We start from the raw sequence: 15,516 nt of genomic DNA, 5'->3' as shown, positions 1-15,516 counted from the left end.
TCAGGCAGTACCCGCGTCGCGCGGCTGCACCGTCGGCAACACCACGCGGAACGCACTGCCGGCACCGGGCTGGCTGGTGACCTCGATGCGGCCGTTGTGCTTGGCGATGATGCTGTAGGCGATCGCCAGGCCCAGGCCGGTGCCACGCCCGATCGGCTTGGTCGTGTAGAACGGCTCGAAGATGCGCTGCAATGCATCTGGCGCAATGCCGCAACCGCTGTCGGCGATGCTGATCCAGGCCTCGCCGTTCTCGGCGCCGGTGGCGATCACGATGCTTCCGCGTTCGGTGATCGACTGGCCAGCGTTGATCAGCAGATTCATCAGCACCTGGTTGATCTCCGACAGGTGGCACTCCACCGGCGGCAACTCGCCGTAATGCTTCTCCAGGCGGACCTTGTACTTGAGGTCGTTCCAGACGATGTTGAGGGTCGACTCAAGGCCACGGTGCAGGTCCGACGGCCGCATCGCCTCGTCGCGTCCGGCGTGGGAGAAGTCCTTGAGGTCGTGCACGATCTTGGTGACGCGCTCGATGCCCTCGCGCGATTCGGCCAGCAGCTTGGGCAGGTCGCCGATGATGAAGTCGATGTCCAGGCGCTCGCGCTTGATGCGGACCTCTTCGCGCGATGCCAGCGGATCGCCGGATTGCAGCGCGGCCTCGTGGGCCTCGACCAGCGCGAACAGCGCGCCGATGTACTCCTGCAGCGTGCCCAGGTTGGAGTGCACGTAGCCGATCGGGTTGTTGATCTCGTGCGCGACGCCGGCGGCGAGCTGGCCGATCGATGCCATCTTCTCCGATTGCAGCAACTGCTCCTGCGCGCCGGCCAGGCGGCGATAGGTGTTCTGCAATTCGTCGTGGCGCAGTTGCAGCTCGCGTTCGCGACCGTTGCGTGCCGACAGGTCGTCAAAGGTCAGGAAGCTGCGCACGGTGCCGCCGCGCTCTTCGCAGTGCAGTGCGACGGCAAGTACGAGGCCGTCGGCCGAGGTGACCTGGCCGTGCCAGCTGCCGCTTGCGCAGGCCAGCGTCCAGACGTCGTTGGGCAGCAGCGTCAGCAGGTATTCGGGGCCGGCGCCGGGATGGACACGCTCGGCCAACGCGCGGGTCGCGTCATTGGCCAGGGTCACGTGACCGGCACAGTCGACCAGCATCACCGCGTTGTCGGTGACGCTCAGGGCCCAGAGCATGTCGTCGCTCCAGGTCGTGGAGGACGTAAGCGTGTCGCGTTGGTTCATCCCACTCCGAGACAGCGCGCCTGCGGGCGGGCGCCCGGCTGTCCGGCGGAATCGTACACGCTCGTCGACTCGATGCGGCCAAGATGGCGCAGGGCCCAGTTCACTTCGCGACGGCGACGCGCGAGCAACACGCCGTTGGCCTGGTTGAAGTCGCGCAACTGGACCAGGCGGTCGGCCGATCCGGCGTCGGCCGCCATCGATTCGGCGCGGCGCAGCGCGGTGAGCTTGGCGTCGGTGGACGCGAGCAAGGCATCCACGTCATGCGCCAGCAGCGCCTCGCGCTCGGCCTTGAGCGCCTGCTCGAGTGCCTCCAGCGCTGGCTCGATGCCGGCGCTCATCTTTATTTGCCGAGCTGCTGGTCGAGATCGATCATGCGCGTGGCAATGGCCTGCGCGTCGACCTTGTAGCTGCCGTCGGCAATCGCGGCGCGCACTGCGTTGACGCGGGCGACGTCGATGCCGGCCGGGCCGTTGCCGAGCTGGCGCTCGAGCGCCTGCAGGCCTTCGGCCTCACCGGTCAGACGCACGCTGTCGGTGGCATTGGTGGCACCGATCGCCGTGCTGCGCTCGTTGCCGGCGCGCGCCGTTGCGGACGTCACGGCCGCTTCCGGCGGTCGGGCGGCGGGCAGTCCGCCGTCGATCTTGTTGGTCATGGCTCACTCCTGAGTGGCTCGGTCGAACACGGTATCGGCATGGCGAAGGGGAACTTGAGGCGCCCCTGTTCAGCTGGTTTCATGGCATGACTTCCACCACACCCGGGGCCGTCACCCTGCCCCGCAACACCCGGTGCGAGCTGAGGTTTTCCACGCTCACCAGGCCACCGGCACGGTCCGGGCCGAGCGCGCGGCCCTGCATTCTGACCTCGACGCCTCCGGTGCGCGAGACCAGCACCACCGGGTCGCCCCGGCGCAGCGGCGTTCCGCTGGAAAGGTCCGCTTCGGTCGGCACCCGCCCGGCGGCGAGGGCGCGACTGGGGATGCGGCCGACCAGCGCGGCCGGATCGGTGAAGGTCGCCCCACTGGCGCGGCTGATGTCGCGGCGTTGCAGCGACAGTTGACTGGCAGCGATGGCGACGCCGGCCGGTGCCGGCGAGGTGAGCACGACGACATCGGCTTCGCGGCGCACGCGCACTGGCACGTACAGGCGCCAGCCGGGCGTGTCGTCGCATCGGACCTGGGCGGTCCTCGGTCCTGAGGCGACGGCCTGCAATGGCTGGTTGCAGCGCGCCAGGCGCAGTGCAGGGTCGATGACGACCTCGGCATCCGCGTCGGCGGCGCCAATGGCGGCGATGGCCGCGGCGCGGATGTCGGCGGCCGGGTGTGGCGTGGTCGCGTGTGCGTTCGAGAGGGCCAGCAGCCACCACGCGCCCAGCATCGCCGCCATGCCTGCCCGGACCGCGGACGCGCGCGGCGGCAAGCGACAACGGAACGATGGAAGCAATCGCATGGCCAGGGGCTGCTCTACGGACGGATGCATCGACGGTGGCCTGCAAGCGCCGTGCCACGGGAAGACCTGTCGGCAGTGCTCAAGGAACCGGCGTGGCGGCCGTCAACACGGTGCATGAGCCAGGACCTGCTCGACCGCATCGACCAACGCACCCGCCTCGCCGGCCACAACCGGCTGGCCCTGCTGCTGTTCCGCCTGGGTTCGCGTCAGCTTTTTGGCGTCAACGTGTTCAAGGTCCAGGAAGTGCTGCCGCGCCCGCCGCTGTTCACCCTGCCGCAGCTACCACCGGCCTTCGCCGGCGCGGCGGACGTGCGCGGCCGCAGCGTGCCGGTGCTGGACCTGGCGCGGGTCATCGGCCATGGCGATGACGCCGCCGGCGAGCCGAAGTACCTGGTGGTGACCGAGTTCAACCGCTCGGTGCAGGGCTTCCTGGTTGCCGGCGTCGACCGCATCGTCAACATCGCCGTAGAGCAGATCCAGCCGCCACCGGAACTGGGCGGTGATTGCCACTACCTCACCGGCGTCACCCGCCACCAGGGCGAGCTGATCCAGCTGATCGATGTCGAAAGCGTGCTCGCCGAGTCGGTGCCGCGCGCCAGCGATGCCGGCAACCTGACCGCCCTGCCCGTGCACGGCGGATCGCGAGAGGTGCTGGTGGTCGACGACTCGCGCGTCGCCCGCAACCAGATCCGGGCCGTGCTCGGGCAACTGGGGCTGGAGGCCACGCTGCTGTCGGACGGACGCCAGGCGCTCGACCACCTGCAGGCGCTGGTGCAGGCCGGGCAGTCGCCGTGCGAGCGCTACGCCATGGTGATCTCCGATATCGAGATGCCGGCGATGGACGGCTACACCTTGACGACGGAAATCCGTCGCGACCCTGCCCTGCGCGGACTGTTCGTGCTGCTGCACACCTCGCTGTCGGGCGTGTTCAACCAGGCCATGGTCGAACGCGTCGGCGCCGATGACTTCGTGCCCAAATACTCCGAGAGCGAGCTGGCGCAACGGGTGGCGGCGCGGATCCACGCCCTGCGCTGAGGTCCCGGTCGGGCCATCGCGGCCCGCGCCGGCAGCGTCTGGCACATCACTTGCCTGATCCGGGAGGAGAACCCGCCCCCGGAGGGCACATGTCCGACTTCCTAGGCATCCACGGCACGGCGCTGGCGTTGCGAGAGCAGCGCCTGCAGCTGCTCGCGGCCAACATCGCCAATGCCGACACGCCGAACTACCAGGCGCAGGACCTCGACTTCAACAGCGCCCTGCAGGTGGCCCTGCAGCCCGGCGCGGCCGCTGGCGGTGATGTCATCGGCAACGCCGCGGCAGGCGCACGCTATACACGCGCGTCGAGCCAGCCAAGCCTCGATGGCAACACGGTCGATGGCGACCGCGAGAACGCCGCGTTCGCGCAGGCGTCGCTGGAATATCGGGCCTCGATGTCGTTCGTCGAGTCGAAAGTGCGCTCGATGCTCACCGCCATCACTGGCCAATGAGAACTGACCAATGAGCAACCTGCCGATCTTCGATGTCGCAGGTTCTGCGATGAACGCGCAGTCGGTGCGGCTGAGCACGGTCGCATCGAACCTGGCCAACGCCGATTCCATCTCCGGCGATCCGACCACCGTGTTCCGCGCCAGGCAGCCGGTGTTTTCAGCCGAGCCCGTCGCCAGTGATCCGGCCCTGGCCGGCGTCCAGGTCAAGGAAATCACCCAGAGCGACGCCCCTGCCCTCAAGCGCTATGAGCCCGGCCATCCGCTCGCCGATGCACAGGGCTACGTGTACGCGCCCGACATCGATCCGGTGGCGCAGATGGTCGACCTGATCTCGGCCTCGCGCAGCTACCAGGCCAACGTCGAGGTGTTCAACAGCGCCAAGGAACTCGCCCTCGCCACCTTGAACATGGGTCGCTGACGCGACGCCGCACGCACCGACATCACCCGGGGATCCAGATGAGCACGATCAGCGGCACCGACAACACATACGCATCGCTCGGCCTGCAGAGCCCGCAGGCAACGCGCAACAGCTCGCTCGGCCAGGCCGACTTCCTGCGCCTGATGACCGAGCAGTTCAAGAACCAGGACCCGCTCAAGCCGCTCGACAACGCGCAATTCCTCGGCCAGCTGGCGCAGTTCTCCACCGTGCAGGGCATCGACAAGATGCAGGGCGCGATGGAAGCGGTGGCCAGCGTGATGGAGTCCGACCAGGCCCTGCGCGCGGCAACGCTGGTCGGCCGCGATGCGCTGGTGGAGGTGTCGGAAGTGGAGCTCGGCGCTGGCGCCGGTGTCAAAGGCGAGGTCGATGCGCTCAAGGCCGGACCGATCACATTCGAAGTCGTCGACGCGGCCGGTGTAAGCGTGCGGAAGATGACCGTCGAGGCCGGCGCCGCCGGCGACACCGCATTCGAATGGGACGGCCTCAACGATGCCGGTCAGCCCGCCGCCGCAGGCCGCTACACGATCCGCGCCACCAGCGGCACCGCTGCCGACACCGAATCGCTGAGCGTGCGCGTGGCCGCGCACATCGACAGCGTGTCGGTCGAGCCCAGCGGACTGGTCCTCAACCTCGCGGGCCTGGGCAGCCACCCGCTGTCGTCCATCCGTCGCATCGGCTGAACCCTTTCAAGGAGCACACCTCATGAGTTTCCGCATTTCGCTCAGCGGCATGAATGCCGCCTCGGCCGACCTCAACGTCACCGCAAACAACATCGCCAACGCCAACACCACCGGCTTCAAGCAGTCGCGCGCCGAGTTCGGCGACGTCTTCGCGATGTCGCCTTATGGGCTGTCGCGCAACGCCATCGGCGCCGGTGTGCGCCTGGAGAAGGTCGCCCAGCAGTTCGGCCAGGGCAACACCGACTTCACCGGCAAGGCGCTGGACATGGCCATCCAGGGCCAGGGCTTCTTCACCCTGTCGGGCAATGGCGCGACCGTCTATTCGCGTGCTGGCAACTTCGGCCCGGATCCCGACGGTTACGTGACCAACCCGGCCGGGCAGCGCCTGCAGGTGTTCCTGCCCAATGCCGGTGGCAACGGCTTCGATACCGGTCGCATGGGCGACCTGCGCCTGTCGACCGGCGACTCGCCGCCGCTGGCGACGACCGAGGTCGAGGTCGGCACCAACCTGCCGGGCAATGCGACCCCGCCGACGCTGACCCCGTTCGATCCGAATGAACCGTCCAGCTATAGCCACACCACGTCGCTGACGGTCTACGACTCGCTCGGCGCACCGCACACGCAGTCGCTCTACTTCATCAAGACCGCCAACCCGAACGAGTGGGAGCTGCGCACGCAGATCGACGGCGTCAACGTCGGCACGCCGCAGACGCTGCAGTACTCGTCCACGGGCCAGCTGACCGCGCCGGCCGCTCCCGGTCGCATCACGTTGCCGCCTTACACGCCTCCGGGCGGCGCCGCGGCGATGGACATCACCCTCGACATCGGCAAGTCGACGCAATACGGCAAGGCTTTCGGCGTGTCGGCGCTGGTGCAGGACGGCTACACCACCGGCCGCCTGACCGGCATCGAAGTCTCGCCCGAAGGCGTGGTCAACGCGCGCTACACCAACGGCGTGTCGACGCCGCTGGGCCAGGTCGCGTTGACCAACTTCGCCAACCCGCAGGGCTTGCAGCCGCTGGGCGACAACGGCTGGGCGGAGACGTTCGAATCCGGCCAGGCGCGCCGCGGCGGCGCCGGCACGTCCGAGTTCGGCCTGGTCCAGGGCGGTGCGCTGGAAGCATCGAACGTCGACCTCACCGAGCAGCTGGTCAACATGATCACCGCGCAGCGCAACTTCCAGGCCAACTCGCAGATGATCTCCACCCAGGACCAGATCACCCAGACCGTGATCAACATCCGCTGACGTAGGCGCCGACCTCGATGGACAAGAGTCTCTACGTCGCGATGACCGGTGCCAGCGCCACGCTGCGGGCGCAGGCGCAGGTGTCGCACAACCTCGCCAATACCGACACCGTCGGTTTCCAGGCGACGTTGCACGGCACGGTCGCCGCGCAGGTGGCAGGCGAAGGCCTGCCATCGCGCGTGGCCACCATTGGCCGCGACATGGGCGTTAGCAGCGCCGTCGGGTCCATCACCAACACCGGCAACCCGCTCGATGTGGCGCTGCACGGCGATCGCTGGCTGGCGGTGCAGGACAGCGCGGGTGGCGTCGCATACACACGCGCCGGCGACCTGAAGATCAACGCCAACGGCCTGCTCACCACCGGCAGCGGTTTGACGGTGCTCGACCAGTCCGGCGCGCCGATGTCGATTCCGCCCAACGATGCCTTGAACATCGCGGCCGACGGCACGGTGTCGATCGTGCCGCAGGGGCAGCCTGCCTCGACCATGAGCGCCATCGGCCGCCTGCAGGTCGTCTCGGCCGCCACCCGCGACCTGGTGCGTGGCGAGGATGGCCTGATGCATGCCGCGCCCGGCAGCGCCGCGCCGCAGCCTGCCGCCGGCACGGTGCTGACCGCCGGCGTGCTCGAAGGCAGTAACGTCGACGGCACCGGGATGCTGGTGTCGATGATCCAGCTGGCGCGCCAGTTCGAGATGCAGGTACGCGTCTTGCATAGCGGTGACGAGAGCGCGCGATCGGCCAACTCGCTGCTGTCGTCGCGCTGATCGCCACCCTGCCCTACCCCTTCTGACCACCTCGTAACGGAAACCCGCCATGACCCAGGCTCTATGGATCGCCAAGACCGGCCTCGACGCGCAGCAGACGCGCATGGCGGTGATTTCCAACAACCTCGCCAACACCAACACCACCGGCTTCAAGCGCGACCGCGCCAGCTTCGAGGACCTGCTGTACCAGACCGTGCGCCAGCCCGGCGGTGCCACCTCCGAGCAGACGCAGCTGCCGACCGGTCTGTCGACCGGCACCGGCGTGCGCGTCGCCGCGACCGCCAAGGAGTTCAGCCAGGGCAACCTGGCGCGCACCGACGGCGCGCTGGACGTGGCGATCAACGGCCGCGGTTTCTTCGAAGTGCTGATGCCCGACGGCAGCACGGCCTACACCCGCGACGGCAGCTTCAAGCCGAGCCCGCAGGGAGAACTGGTCACCAACTCCGGCTACCCCGTGCAGCCGGGCATCCAGATCCCGGAAGGCGCCGAGAGCATCACCATCGGCACCGACGGCACCGTCAGCGTCAAGCTGGTCGGCCAGGCCGACACGGTGCAGGTCGGTTCCTTGACGCTGGCCGACTTCGTCAATCCCGCCGGCCTGCAGGCCAAGGGCGAGAACCTGTATGTCGAAACCAGCGCCAGCGGTCCGGCGCAGAGCGGTGCGCCCGGTGAAGGCGGCGTCGGCACGCTGGTGCAGGGATCGCTGGAGGGCTCCAACGTCAACGTGGTGGAAGAGCTGGTGTCGATGATCGAGACCCAGCGCGCCTACGAGACCAACGCCAAGGCGATCTCGACCACCGACTCGATGCTGGCCTACCTCAACAATAATCTGTGAGCACGGCGATGAAGACCCCGTTGGCATACGTGCTGCTGGCGATCCTGCCCGGCTGCGCGACCCTGGTCGGCGATGTGCGGCCCTTCGACTATGTCGTGCCGGTGCCGGTCGCGGCAACTGCCGCGCCGGTGGCCCCGGTTGCCGGCAACGGCGGCTCGATCTTCGCCGGCAACACGCCAGGCAATCGCGGCCTGCGTCTTTACCAGGACAACAAGGCGCGCGAGGTCGGCGACCTGCTTACCGTCGTGCTGATCGAGAACACCCGCGCCAAGACCAACGCCAAGACCGCGGTGAGCAAGGACGCCAACCTGGAAATGGCGGCGCCGTCGATCTTCGGCCAGGACATCACCTACAAAGGCAACCCGCTGCTGCAGGCCGAGGTCGAGGGCAAGCGCAAGTTCGCCGGTGCCGGCGACAGCGCGCAGAGCAACCAGCTCGCCGGCGACATCACCGTGTCGGTGGTCGAGCAGCTCGGCAACGGCAACCTGCGCGTCGCCGGCGAGAAGCGCGTGCGCCTGAACCAGGGCGACGAACTGATCCAGGTTCAAGGAATCGTGCGCACTGCCGATATCGGTCCCGACAACCGTGTCACGTCCGACCGGGTCGGTGAGGCACGCATCGTCTATGGCGGTCGCGGCACGCTGGCGCGCTCCAACGCGATGGGCTGGCTGGCCCGATTCTTCAACTCCGCCGCATTCCCCTACTGAGGTACGCCGACCATGCGCCCGAACATCGCGCTGTGCCTCCTGGCCCTCACCGGCCTGCTCGCTTTGTCGGCGGCGCCGGCGCGTGCCGAGCGCATCAAGGACCTGGCGCAGGTCGCCGGCGTGCGCGGCAACCCACTGGTCGGCTATGGCCTCGTGGTCGGTCTGGACGGCAGCGGCGACCGCACCAGCCAGACCCCTTTCACGGTGCAGAGCCTCAAGACGATGCTCGACCAGCTCGGCGTGACGATTCCGCCGGGCGTGAACCCGCAGCTCAAGAACGTCGCCGCCGTGGCCATCCAGGCCGAGCTGCCGGCGTTCGCCAAGCCGGGCCAGGCAATCGATGTCACCGTGTCGTCGATCGGCAATGCCGGTTCGTTGCGCGGCGGCAGCCTGTTGATGGCGCCGCTGCGTGGCGCCGACGGCCAGATCTACGCGATCGCACAGGGCACGCTGGTGGTCAGCGGCCTGGGCGCGGCCGGCCGCGACGGTTCGCGGATCTCGGTGAACGCGCCCAATGGCGGCAGCATTCCCAACGGTGCGATCGTCGAACGTGCCGTCGCCGGCGCCGCACCCAGCGGCCTGGTCACCCTCAACCTGCACGAGTCGGACTTCACCACCGCCGCGCGGATTGTCAGTGCGATCAATGATTCCTTTGGTGGCGGCAGTGCCCACGCTGTCGACGGTGTCACCATCGAAGTGACGCCACCGCCGGGCGATCGCATCGCTTTCCTGGCGCGGCTGGAAACGCTCGACGTCAGCCCGGGTGCGGCCGCGGCCAAGGTCATCGTCAACGCGCGCACCGGCACCGTGGTGATGGGCGGCCAGGTCACGGTGCTGCCGGCGGCGGTTTCGCACGGCTCGCTGACGGTGTCGATCACCGAGAACGCGCAGGTCAGCCAGCCCAACGAGTTCGGCCGCGGCAACACCGTGGTCACTCCGCAGTCGACCGTCGAGACGCACCAGGACGGAGGGCGCATGTTCCTGTTCGCCGGCGGCACCTCGCTGGAGTCGATCGTGCGTGCGGTCAACGCCGTCGGCGCGGCACCGGGCGACATCGTCGCGATCCTCGAGGCGCTCAAGCGCGCCGGCGCCCTGCGCGCCGAGCTCGAGGTGATCTGAGCCTCCGCTCGGAACCGACATGCGTCTGCCCGGCACCCAAGCGATCGCACTGGAACCGTCATCGGCGACGCCGCGTGCGCGCATCGAGAAGGCCGCGCAGGAGCTTGAGGCGCAGTTCGCGCAGATGCTGATCAAGTCCATGCGCAGCGCCAGTCCTGGCGACCCGCTGATGGGCGGCAACAACACCTATCGCGACATGTACGACCAGCAGCTTTCGCGCGAACTCACCAAGGGGCGTGGCCTCGGCCTGGCACCGATGATCGTGCGCCAGCTCGAACGTGGCATAACGCCGGCCACGACCACCGGTGGTGCCCTGCCCTTGCCGGCGACGCCGATGCCGCTGGTGTTGCCGGCGACTTCGCTTCCGCTCGCGCCGACGAGTTCGGGCGTGTCGATGCCCGGGCTGGCGCCAATCGATCCACCTCCAGCGATGACCGGTGCCAGCAATGCCTGCCCGCCGGATGCACCGCTGGATTGCAGCAGTCCGGAAGCGTTCGTCCGCTCGATCTGGCCGCACGCGCAGAAGACGGCAGCGGAGCTTGGTGTACCGGCGAAGGCCCTGGTCGCCCAGGCCGCGCTGGAAACCGGCTGGGGTCGTCGCCTCGCCGGCGAGCAGGGCGTCTCCTCGCAGAACCTGTTCGGCATCAAGGCCGGCAGCCGCTGGGAAGGTCAGCGCGTGAGTTCGAGCACGCACGAGTACGTCGACGGAGCGCGCCGTAGCGAACGCGCCCAGTTCCGTGCCTACGACTCACCGGCCGAAAGCTTCGCCGACTACGCCAAAGTGCTCGGCAACCCGCGCTATGCCGCCGCGCGCAGTGCCGGCGATGACGTCCATCGTTTCGCCAGCGCGCTGCAACAAGCTGGTTACGCGACCGACCCGGCCTACGCCGCCAAGATCGCCGCGATCGCCGACGGCACCACGCTCAACCGCGCACTGGCGAACCTGCCCGGTGCGGCGCCCATGAACAGCTACGCCAGCGCGACGGTCGCCACGCCGTCGGGCACCAAGGGATAAGCGATGTCCGGAATCCTCTCCACGGGTACGTCCGCCCTGCTCGCATTTCAACGCGCGCTCGGTACCGTCGGCCACAACGTCGCCAACGCCGCCACGCCGGGCTACAGCCGCCAGCGCGTCGAATTCGCCGCGCGTCCCGGCCACGCCAACGGTCCGGGTTATATCGGCCAGGGCGTGGACGTTGCCAAGCTGCAACGCCTGGCCGACGGCCTGGTGTTCGCACGCCAGGTCGACAGCAGCGGCGAACTCGGTCGCCTGTCGCAGCTGTCCTCGATGGCTGGCCGCATCGACAAGCTGGTGTCGGATTCCGCCACCGGGTTGTCGGCGCCGTGGTCGGCATTCTTCAACGCGACCAAGGGCGTCAGCGCCGATCCAACCTCGCAGGTGGCGCGCAGCCAGATGCTCGCGGCCGGTGAGCAGCTCGCCGGGCGCTGGCGCGCACTCGACAGTCAGATGTCCGCGCTCGAGGGCGAATCCAACCAGCGCATCAAGGACAAGGTCGGCGACGCCAACCGCCTGGCCAGCGAGATCGCCGCGCTCAACCGCGACATCGCCAGCGCCGGCAGCAATGCCGCCCCGGACCTGCTCGACGCGCGTGCATTGCGCATCGACCAGCTCGCCTCGCTGGTCGGCGCCGAGACGGTGACCCAGGACGACGGTTCGATCAACGTATTCACGCCCGGTGGCCAGCCGCTGGTGCTTGCCGACCGGGCAATGACACTGACGACGGTCGCCGATCCCAATCGCCCCGATCACCTGCAGGTCGCAGTGCAAGGCAGCGGCGGCGCGGTGCGGCTGCCGCAGTCGGCGGTATCGGGTGAACTGGGCGGCCTGCTTGAGTTCCGCGACCGCGTGCTCGATCCGGCCCGTGCCGAACTCGGTCGCATGGCCACCGCCTTCGCCTCAAGCTTCAACGCCGCCCATCGCGCCGGTGTCGACTACAACGGCGCGGCCGGCAAGGATTTCTTCACCATCGCTCCGCCACGCGTCGATGCCAATGCCGGCAACACCGGCAGCGCCTCGATCAACGCCAGCATCAGCGACCTGGCGACGCTCAAGGGCAACGACCTCGTGCTGCGTTTCGACGGCACGTGGAAAGCCACGCGCGCGGACACCGGCGAAGCCGTACCGATGACGGGTACCGGCACCGCCGCCGATCCGTTCAAGGTCGCCGGCGTGTCGCTCGTGGTCGGCGGCACGCCCGCGGTCGGCGACAGCTTCTCGCTGCGCCCCACGGCCGATGCGGCGGCAAGCCTGCGCGTGGCCATCACCGATCCGGCGGAGATCGCCGCGGCGTCGCCGCTGCAGGTCAAGGGTGACACCGGCAATCTCGGCGACGCGCGCGCATCCGGCGCCAAGGTCACCGATCCGGCCGCCTTTGCTTCATTCGGCGGGGCCACGGTCGAGTTCATCGACGCCACCCAGTACACCATCAACGGCGCCGGTCCCTACCCGTACACCGCCGGCCAGCCGATCGGCGATCCGGCGGCAGGCTGGTCGATGACGCTCAACGGCACGCCGGCGGCAGGCGACAGCTTCTCGCTGGCGCGCACGCCACCGCGTTCGAGCGACAACGGCAATGCGCTGGCATTGGCCGCACTCGACCAGAAGGGCGTTCTCGACGGTGGCACCCAGTCGCTTACCGCCGGGCTGAGCCAGCTCACCGCACGCGTCGGCAGCGACTCGCGCCACGCCAAGTTGAGCCTGGAAGCGCAGGTCGCGATCAACGACCAGGTCATCGCCGAGCGCGAATCGCTCAGCGGCGTCAACCTCGACGAGGAGGCCGCCGACATGATGCGTTTCCAGCAGGCCTACCAGGCCGCCGCGCAGGTGATCACCACCGCCGACAACATGTTCCAGACGCTGCTGTCGGCCGTGGGCCGCTGAGGACTGACGATGACGCTACGCATCTCCACCGCTGGCCTGTACAACCAGGGCCTTCAGGGCCTGCTGATGCGCCAGCAGCAGGTTTCGCGCACCCAGCAGCAGCTGATCACCGGCAACAAGCTCGAAGTGGCCGCCGACGATCCGACCGGAATGGCGCAGGCACAGCGCCTGGACCACGCCCTGGCCACGCTCGAGCAGCAAGGCAAGGATGCGGGTCTGCTTGAACACCGACTGCGTTCGCAGGAGCAGGCGATGTCGGACGTCGGCAGTCATCTGACGCGCGCACGCGAGCTGGCGATCCAAGCCAACAGCCCGGTGCTGTCCGACGCCGACCGCAAATCCATTGCCGACGAGTTGCGCTCGATCCGCAGCGAGGTCCTCAGCATTGCCAACCGCGAGGACGGCGCCGGAAGGCGCCTGTTCGCCGGCAGCCGCGATGGCGTGATCCCGTTCGCCGACAACGGCGGCAGCGTCAGCTATGCCGGCGATGACGGCCGCAACCTGGTCGAAGTCGCACCCGACCTCACCGTCGGCGATACCGATGCCGGCAGCGATGTCTTCATGCGCGTGCGCACCGGCGACGGCATCGTCCGCGGCATTGCCGGCGGCGCCAACACCGGCACCGGTGTGCTCCAGGCCAGCGCGATCACCGACCACACCGCCTGGGGCGGACGTTCGCTGCGCGTGGAATTCACCGCGCCCGATGCATACCGCATCGTCGACGCCGCAGGCACGGTCCTCGCCACCGGCGCCTACACCGCCAACACCACGATCAGTGCCGGCGGCGTGCAGGTCACGCTCACCGGTGCCCCGGCGGCGGGCGACACGTTTACGGTCGAACGTGCGCCGGTGCGCGACGTGTTCGCCACGCTCGAGAACCTCGCTGACGTCCTCGACACGCCGGCGACCAGTCCGGTCGAGCGCGCGCGTCGTGGCAATGCTCTCGGTGCGGCGATCAGCGACATCGAAACCGCGCAGGACCACATGCTGTCGGTCCGTGCCGGTACAGGCACGCGCCTGGCGTCGATCGACAGTGCCGCCGACATGCGCGGCGCCGGCGACCTGACGCTTTCGGAAACCCTTTCGCAGCTGCGCGACGTGGACTATGCCGAGGCGGCGAGCCAGCTGGCCGTGCAGCTGACGGCGCTTGAGGCTGCGCAGAAGACCATGCTGCGGGTGCAGGCGCTGTCGCTGTTCGACAAGATGTAAGGCGGAGAGCAACGTCCATGGGTTCCCGCCTTCGCGGGAATGACGAGCAACGACGCTGGGTTCCCGCCTTCGCGGGAATGACGGGCCAAGGCCGAAGGCCGGGCAACAGCAGCACAAGGGGTGCGGAAGGTTTTTTCGTGATCGGTTCATCTGGCCCTAAAGCTTGACAAGGGCACGCCGATATTGATCACAGCAGCGGCGCTAGGCCCACCGGCCAACACCCTGCGAAAGCCGGACAGGCTGTCGCCGCCGGATCCAACCTTCCAGGAGATCGCACCCATGCAAGTCATCAACTCCAACATCATGTCGTTGAACGCGCAGCGGAACCTGTCGACGTCCGGCTCGCAGCTCGCCACCAGCCTGCAGCGCCTGTCCTCGGGTCTGCGCATCAACAGCGCCAAGGACGACGCCGCCGGCCTCGCCATCTCCGAGCGCTTCACCACCCAGGTCCGCGGCATGGACCAGGCCGCACGCAACGCCAACGACGGCATCTCGCTGTCGCAGACCGCCGAAGGCGCGATGGGCGAGATCGGCAACAACCTGCAGCGCATCCGCGAACTGGCCGTCCAGTCGCGCAACGCCACCAACTCCTCGACCGACCGCGCCGCACTGAACGCCGAAGCCCAGCAGCTGAAGGCCGAAATCGACCGCGTCGCCGAACAGACCTCCTTCAACGGCACCAAGCTGCTCGACGGCTCGTTCACCGACCAGGCCTTCCAGGTCGGCGCCAACCAGGGTGAGACGATCACCGTGTCGGGCATCACCAACGCCTCCTCGTCGGCCCTGGGCACCTGGACGTCGGCCTCGACCACGACCTACACCCAGACCACCGCCGCAGCAACGGCCACCGCGTTCGCCACGGGCATGTCGATCGACGTCAACGGCGTGACGATCTCCACCGCCGCCGGTGCCGCCGACGCCGCCGCTGCCGCGACCGCGTTCAAGGCCGCCTTTGACACCGCCAAGGCCAACCCGGCCAACACCGCCCTGGCCAACGTGACGATGAGCGCCGCCGGCGCGATCACCTCGACCGACAAGACCCTGACGCTGGCCAACGCCACCAACGTCAGCGGCGTCACCGCCGGCACCACCAACGGCACCGCGACCGTCGTCGCCGGTACTGCGCAGACCGGTTTCGGCACGCTCGACATCTCCACCGTCGACGGCGCCGACGCCGCGATGCTGGCAATGGACGGCGCGCTGACCGCGATCAACACCGCCCGCGCCAACATGGGTGCCGTGCAGAACCGCTTCAGCTCGGTCGTCGCCAACCTGGGCTCGACCTCGGAGAACCTGTCGGCCGCACGCAGCCGAATCCAGGACGCCGACTTCGCCGCTGAAACCGCCAAGCTGACCCGCAACCAGATCCTGCAGCAGGCCGGTACGGCGATGCTGGCCCAGGCCAACCAGGCGCCGCAGGGCGTGCTCAGCCTCCTGCGCTGATGATCCAGCC

General features: G+C 68.6%; 17 protein-coding genes. 13 read left to right on the top strand and 4 right to left on the bottom strand.

Annotation, left to right across the window (positions count from 1 at the left end; genetic code table 11):
• The 4 genes from AC3A3Q_RS15055 to flgA form a co-directional block, all read right to left on the bottom strand.
• On the bottom strand, window positions 1-1,230 hold the full coding sequence (locus AC3A3Q_RS15055) for a sensor histidine kinase (protein ID WP_487587012.1): 1,230 nt from the start codon (window positions 1,228-1,230) through the stop codon (window positions 1-3).
• The gene (locus AC3A3Q_RS15050) at window positions 1,227-1,568 is read right to left on the bottom strand and encodes a flagellar protein FlgN (RefSeq protein WP_487587011.1); all 342 of its coding nucleotides are present in this window, start codon (window positions 1,566-1,568) and stop codon (window positions 1,227-1,229) included. The genes AC3A3Q_RS15055 and AC3A3Q_RS15050 overlap by 4 nt, the downstream gene beginning before the upstream one ends.
• A gap of 2 nt (window positions 1,569-1,570) precedes the next feature.
• Window positions 1,571-1,882, bottom strand: a complete 312-nt coding sequence (gene flgM, locus AC3A3Q_RS15045; RefSeq protein WP_487587010.1) for a flagellar biosynthesis anti-sigma factor FlgM — start codon at window positions 1,880-1,882, stop codon at window positions 1,571-1,573.
• Window positions 1,883-1,961: 79 nt separating this feature from the next.
• Entirely contained in the window at window positions 1,962-2,612 is a 651-nt protein-coding gene (gene flgA / locus AC3A3Q_RS15040; RefSeq protein ID WP_487587009.1) for a flagellar basal body P-ring formation chaperone FlgA, read from the bottom strand.
• 177 nt (window positions 2,613-2,789) lie between these two features.
• Here flgA and AC3A3Q_RS15035 point away from each other — a divergent pair, with 177 nt between their 5' ends.
• The 13 genes from AC3A3Q_RS15035 (at window position 2,790) to AC3A3Q_RS14975 (ending at window position 15,506) form a co-directional block, all read left to right on the top strand.
• Complete coding sequence (locus AC3A3Q_RS15035; RefSeq protein WP_487587008.1) at window positions 2,790-3,710, top strand: chemotaxis protein CheV; 921 nt, start codon at window positions 2,790-2,792, stop codon at window positions 3,708-3,710.
• 89 nt (window positions 3,711-3,799) lie between these two features.
• Window positions 3,800-4,162: a flagellar basal body rod protein FlgB gene (gene flgB / locus AC3A3Q_RS15030; RefSeq protein WP_487587007.1), complete on the top strand. Its 363-nt coding sequence runs from the start codon at window positions 3,800-3,802 to the stop codon at window positions 4,160-4,162.
• A gap of 10 nt (window positions 4,163-4,172) precedes the next feature.
• On the top strand, window positions 4,173-4,580 hold the full coding sequence (gene flgC / locus AC3A3Q_RS15025; RefSeq protein ID WP_487587006.1) for a flagellar basal body rod protein FlgC: 408 nt from the start codon (window positions 4,173-4,175) through the stop codon (window positions 4,578-4,580).
• 38 nt (window positions 4,581-4,618) lie between these two features.
• On the top strand, window positions 4,619-5,281 hold the full coding sequence (locus tag AC3A3Q_RS15020) for a flagellar hook assembly protein FlgD (RefSeq protein WP_487587005.1): 663 nt from the start codon (window positions 4,619-4,621) through the stop codon (window positions 5,279-5,281).
• Between the two features lie 22 nt (window positions 5,282-5,303).
• Window positions 5,304-6,527, top strand: a complete 1,224-nt coding sequence (gene flgE / locus AC3A3Q_RS15015; protein WP_487587004.1) for a flagellar hook protein FlgE — start codon at window positions 5,304-5,306, stop codon at window positions 6,525-6,527.
• Between the two features lie 17 nt (window positions 6,528-6,544).
• Window positions 6,545-7,291, top strand: coding sequence for a flagellar basal body rod protein FlgF (locus AC3A3Q_RS15010; protein WP_487587003.1), 747 nt, complete (start codon window positions 6,545-6,547; stop codon window positions 7,289-7,291).
• A gap of 49 nt (window positions 7,292-7,340) precedes the next feature.
• Window positions 7,341-8,126 carry a flagellar basal-body rod protein FlgG gene (gene flgG, locus AC3A3Q_RS15005; protein ID WP_487587002.1) on the top strand — a complete coding sequence of 262 codons (786 nt, stop codon included), beginning with the start codon at window positions 7,341-7,343 and terminating at the stop codon, window positions 8,124-8,126.
• A gap of 8 nt (window positions 8,127-8,134) precedes the next feature.
• Window positions 8,135-8,833, top strand: coding sequence for a flagellar basal body L-ring protein FlgH (flgH, locus tag AC3A3Q_RS15000; protein ID WP_487587001.1), 699 nt, complete (start codon window positions 8,135-8,137; stop codon window positions 8,831-8,833).
• 12 nt (window positions 8,834-8,845) lie between these two features.
• On the top strand, window positions 8,846-9,952 hold the full coding sequence (locus tag AC3A3Q_RS14995) for a flagellar basal body P-ring protein FlgI (RefSeq protein ID WP_487587000.1): 1,107 nt from the start codon (window positions 8,846-8,848) through the stop codon (window positions 9,950-9,952).
• 19 nt (window positions 9,953-9,971) lie between these two features.
• On the top strand, window positions 9,972-10,967 hold the full coding sequence (gene flgJ / locus AC3A3Q_RS14990) for a flagellar assembly peptidoglycan hydrolase FlgJ (protein ID WP_487586999.1): 996 nt from the start codon (window positions 9,972-9,974) through the stop codon (window positions 10,965-10,967).
• Window positions 10,968-10,970: 3 nt separating this feature from the next.
• Complete coding sequence (gene flgK, locus AC3A3Q_RS14985) at window positions 10,971-12,854, top strand: flagellar hook-associated protein FlgK (RefSeq protein ID WP_487586998.1); 1,884 nt, start codon at window positions 10,971-10,973, stop codon at window positions 12,852-12,854.
• Window positions 12,855-12,863: 9 nt separating this feature from the next.
• Window positions 12,864-14,063 (top strand): flagellar hook-associated protein FlgL, encoded by a 1,200-nt coding sequence (gene flgL / locus AC3A3Q_RS14980; RefSeq protein ID WP_487586997.1) that lies wholly within the window; start codon window positions 12,864-12,866, stop codon window positions 14,061-14,063.
• A gap of 279 nt (window positions 14,064-14,342) precedes the next feature.
• Window positions 14,343-15,506, top strand: a complete 1,164-nt coding sequence (locus tag AC3A3Q_RS14975; RefSeq protein ID WP_487586996.1) for a flagellin — start codon at window positions 14,343-14,345, stop codon at window positions 15,504-15,506.
• The last annotated feature ends 10 nt before the right edge of the window (window positions 15,507-15,516 follow it).

The sequence above is a fragment of the Lysobacter sp. Soil_C_59 genome, assembly GCF_057656415.1.
This window is presented reverse-complemented; position numbering and strand designations above follow the sequence as displayed.

Excerpts from the sequence above, each read along its gene's own strand:
- AC3A3Q_RS15055 (WP_487587012.1), bottom strand. The coding sequence starts at position 1,230 with ATGAACCAACGCGACACGCTTACGTCCTCCACGACCTGGAGCGACGAC.
- AC3A3Q_RS15050 (WP_487587011.1), bottom strand. The coding sequence starts at position 1,568 with ATGAGCGCCGGCATCGAGCCAGCGCTGGAGGCACTCGAGCAGGCGCTC.
- flgM (WP_487587010.1), bottom strand. The coding sequence starts at position 1,882 with ATGACCAACAAGATCGACGGCGGACTGCCCGCCGCCCGACCGCCGGAA.
- flgA (WP_487587009.1), bottom strand. The coding sequence starts at position 2,612 with ATGGCGGCGATGCTGGGCGCGTGGTGGCTGCTGGCCCTCTCGAACGCA.
- AC3A3Q_RS15035 (WP_487587008.1), top strand. The coding sequence starts at position 2,790 with ATGAGCCAGGACCTGCTCGACCGCATCGACCAACGCACCCGCCTCGCC.
- flgB (WP_487587007.1), top strand. The coding sequence starts at position 3,800 with ATGTCCGACTTCCTAGGCATCCACGGCACGGCGCTGGCGTTGCGAGAG.
- flgC (WP_487587006.1), top strand. The coding sequence starts at position 4,173 with ATGAGCAACCTGCCGATCTTCGATGTCGCAGGTTCTGCGATGAACGCG.
- AC3A3Q_RS15020 (WP_487587005.1), top strand. The coding sequence starts at position 4,619 with ATGAGCACGATCAGCGGCACCGACAACACATACGCATCGCTCGGCCTG.
- flgE (WP_487587004.1), top strand. The coding sequence starts at position 5,304 with ATGAGTTTCCGCATTTCGCTCAGCGGCATGAATGCCGCCTCGGCCGAC.
- AC3A3Q_RS15010 (WP_487587003.1), top strand. The coding sequence starts at position 6,545 with ATGGACAAGAGTCTCTACGTCGCGATGACCGGTGCCAGCGCCACGCTG.
- flgG (WP_487587002.1), top strand. The coding sequence starts at position 7,341 with ATGACCCAGGCTCTATGGATCGCCAAGACCGGCCTCGACGCGCAGCAG.
- flgH (WP_487587001.1), top strand. The coding sequence starts at position 8,135 with ATGAAGACCCCGTTGGCATACGTGCTGCTGGCGATCCTGCCCGGCTGC.
- AC3A3Q_RS14995 (WP_487587000.1), top strand. The coding sequence starts at position 8,846 with ATGCGCCCGAACATCGCGCTGTGCCTCCTGGCCCTCACCGGCCTGCTC.
- flgJ (WP_487586999.1), top strand. The coding sequence starts at position 9,972 with ATGCGTCTGCCCGGCACCCAAGCGATCGCACTGGAACCGTCATCGGCG.
- flgK (WP_487586998.1), top strand. The coding sequence starts at position 10,971 with ATGTCCGGAATCCTCTCCACGGGTACGTCCGCCCTGCTCGCATTTCAA.
- flgL (WP_487586997.1), top strand. The coding sequence starts at position 12,864 with ATGACGCTACGCATCTCCACCGCTGGCCTGTACAACCAGGGCCTTCAG.
- AC3A3Q_RS14975 (WP_487586996.1), top strand. The coding sequence starts at position 14,343 with ATGCAAGTCATCAACTCCAACATCATGTCGTTGAACGCGCAGCGGAAC.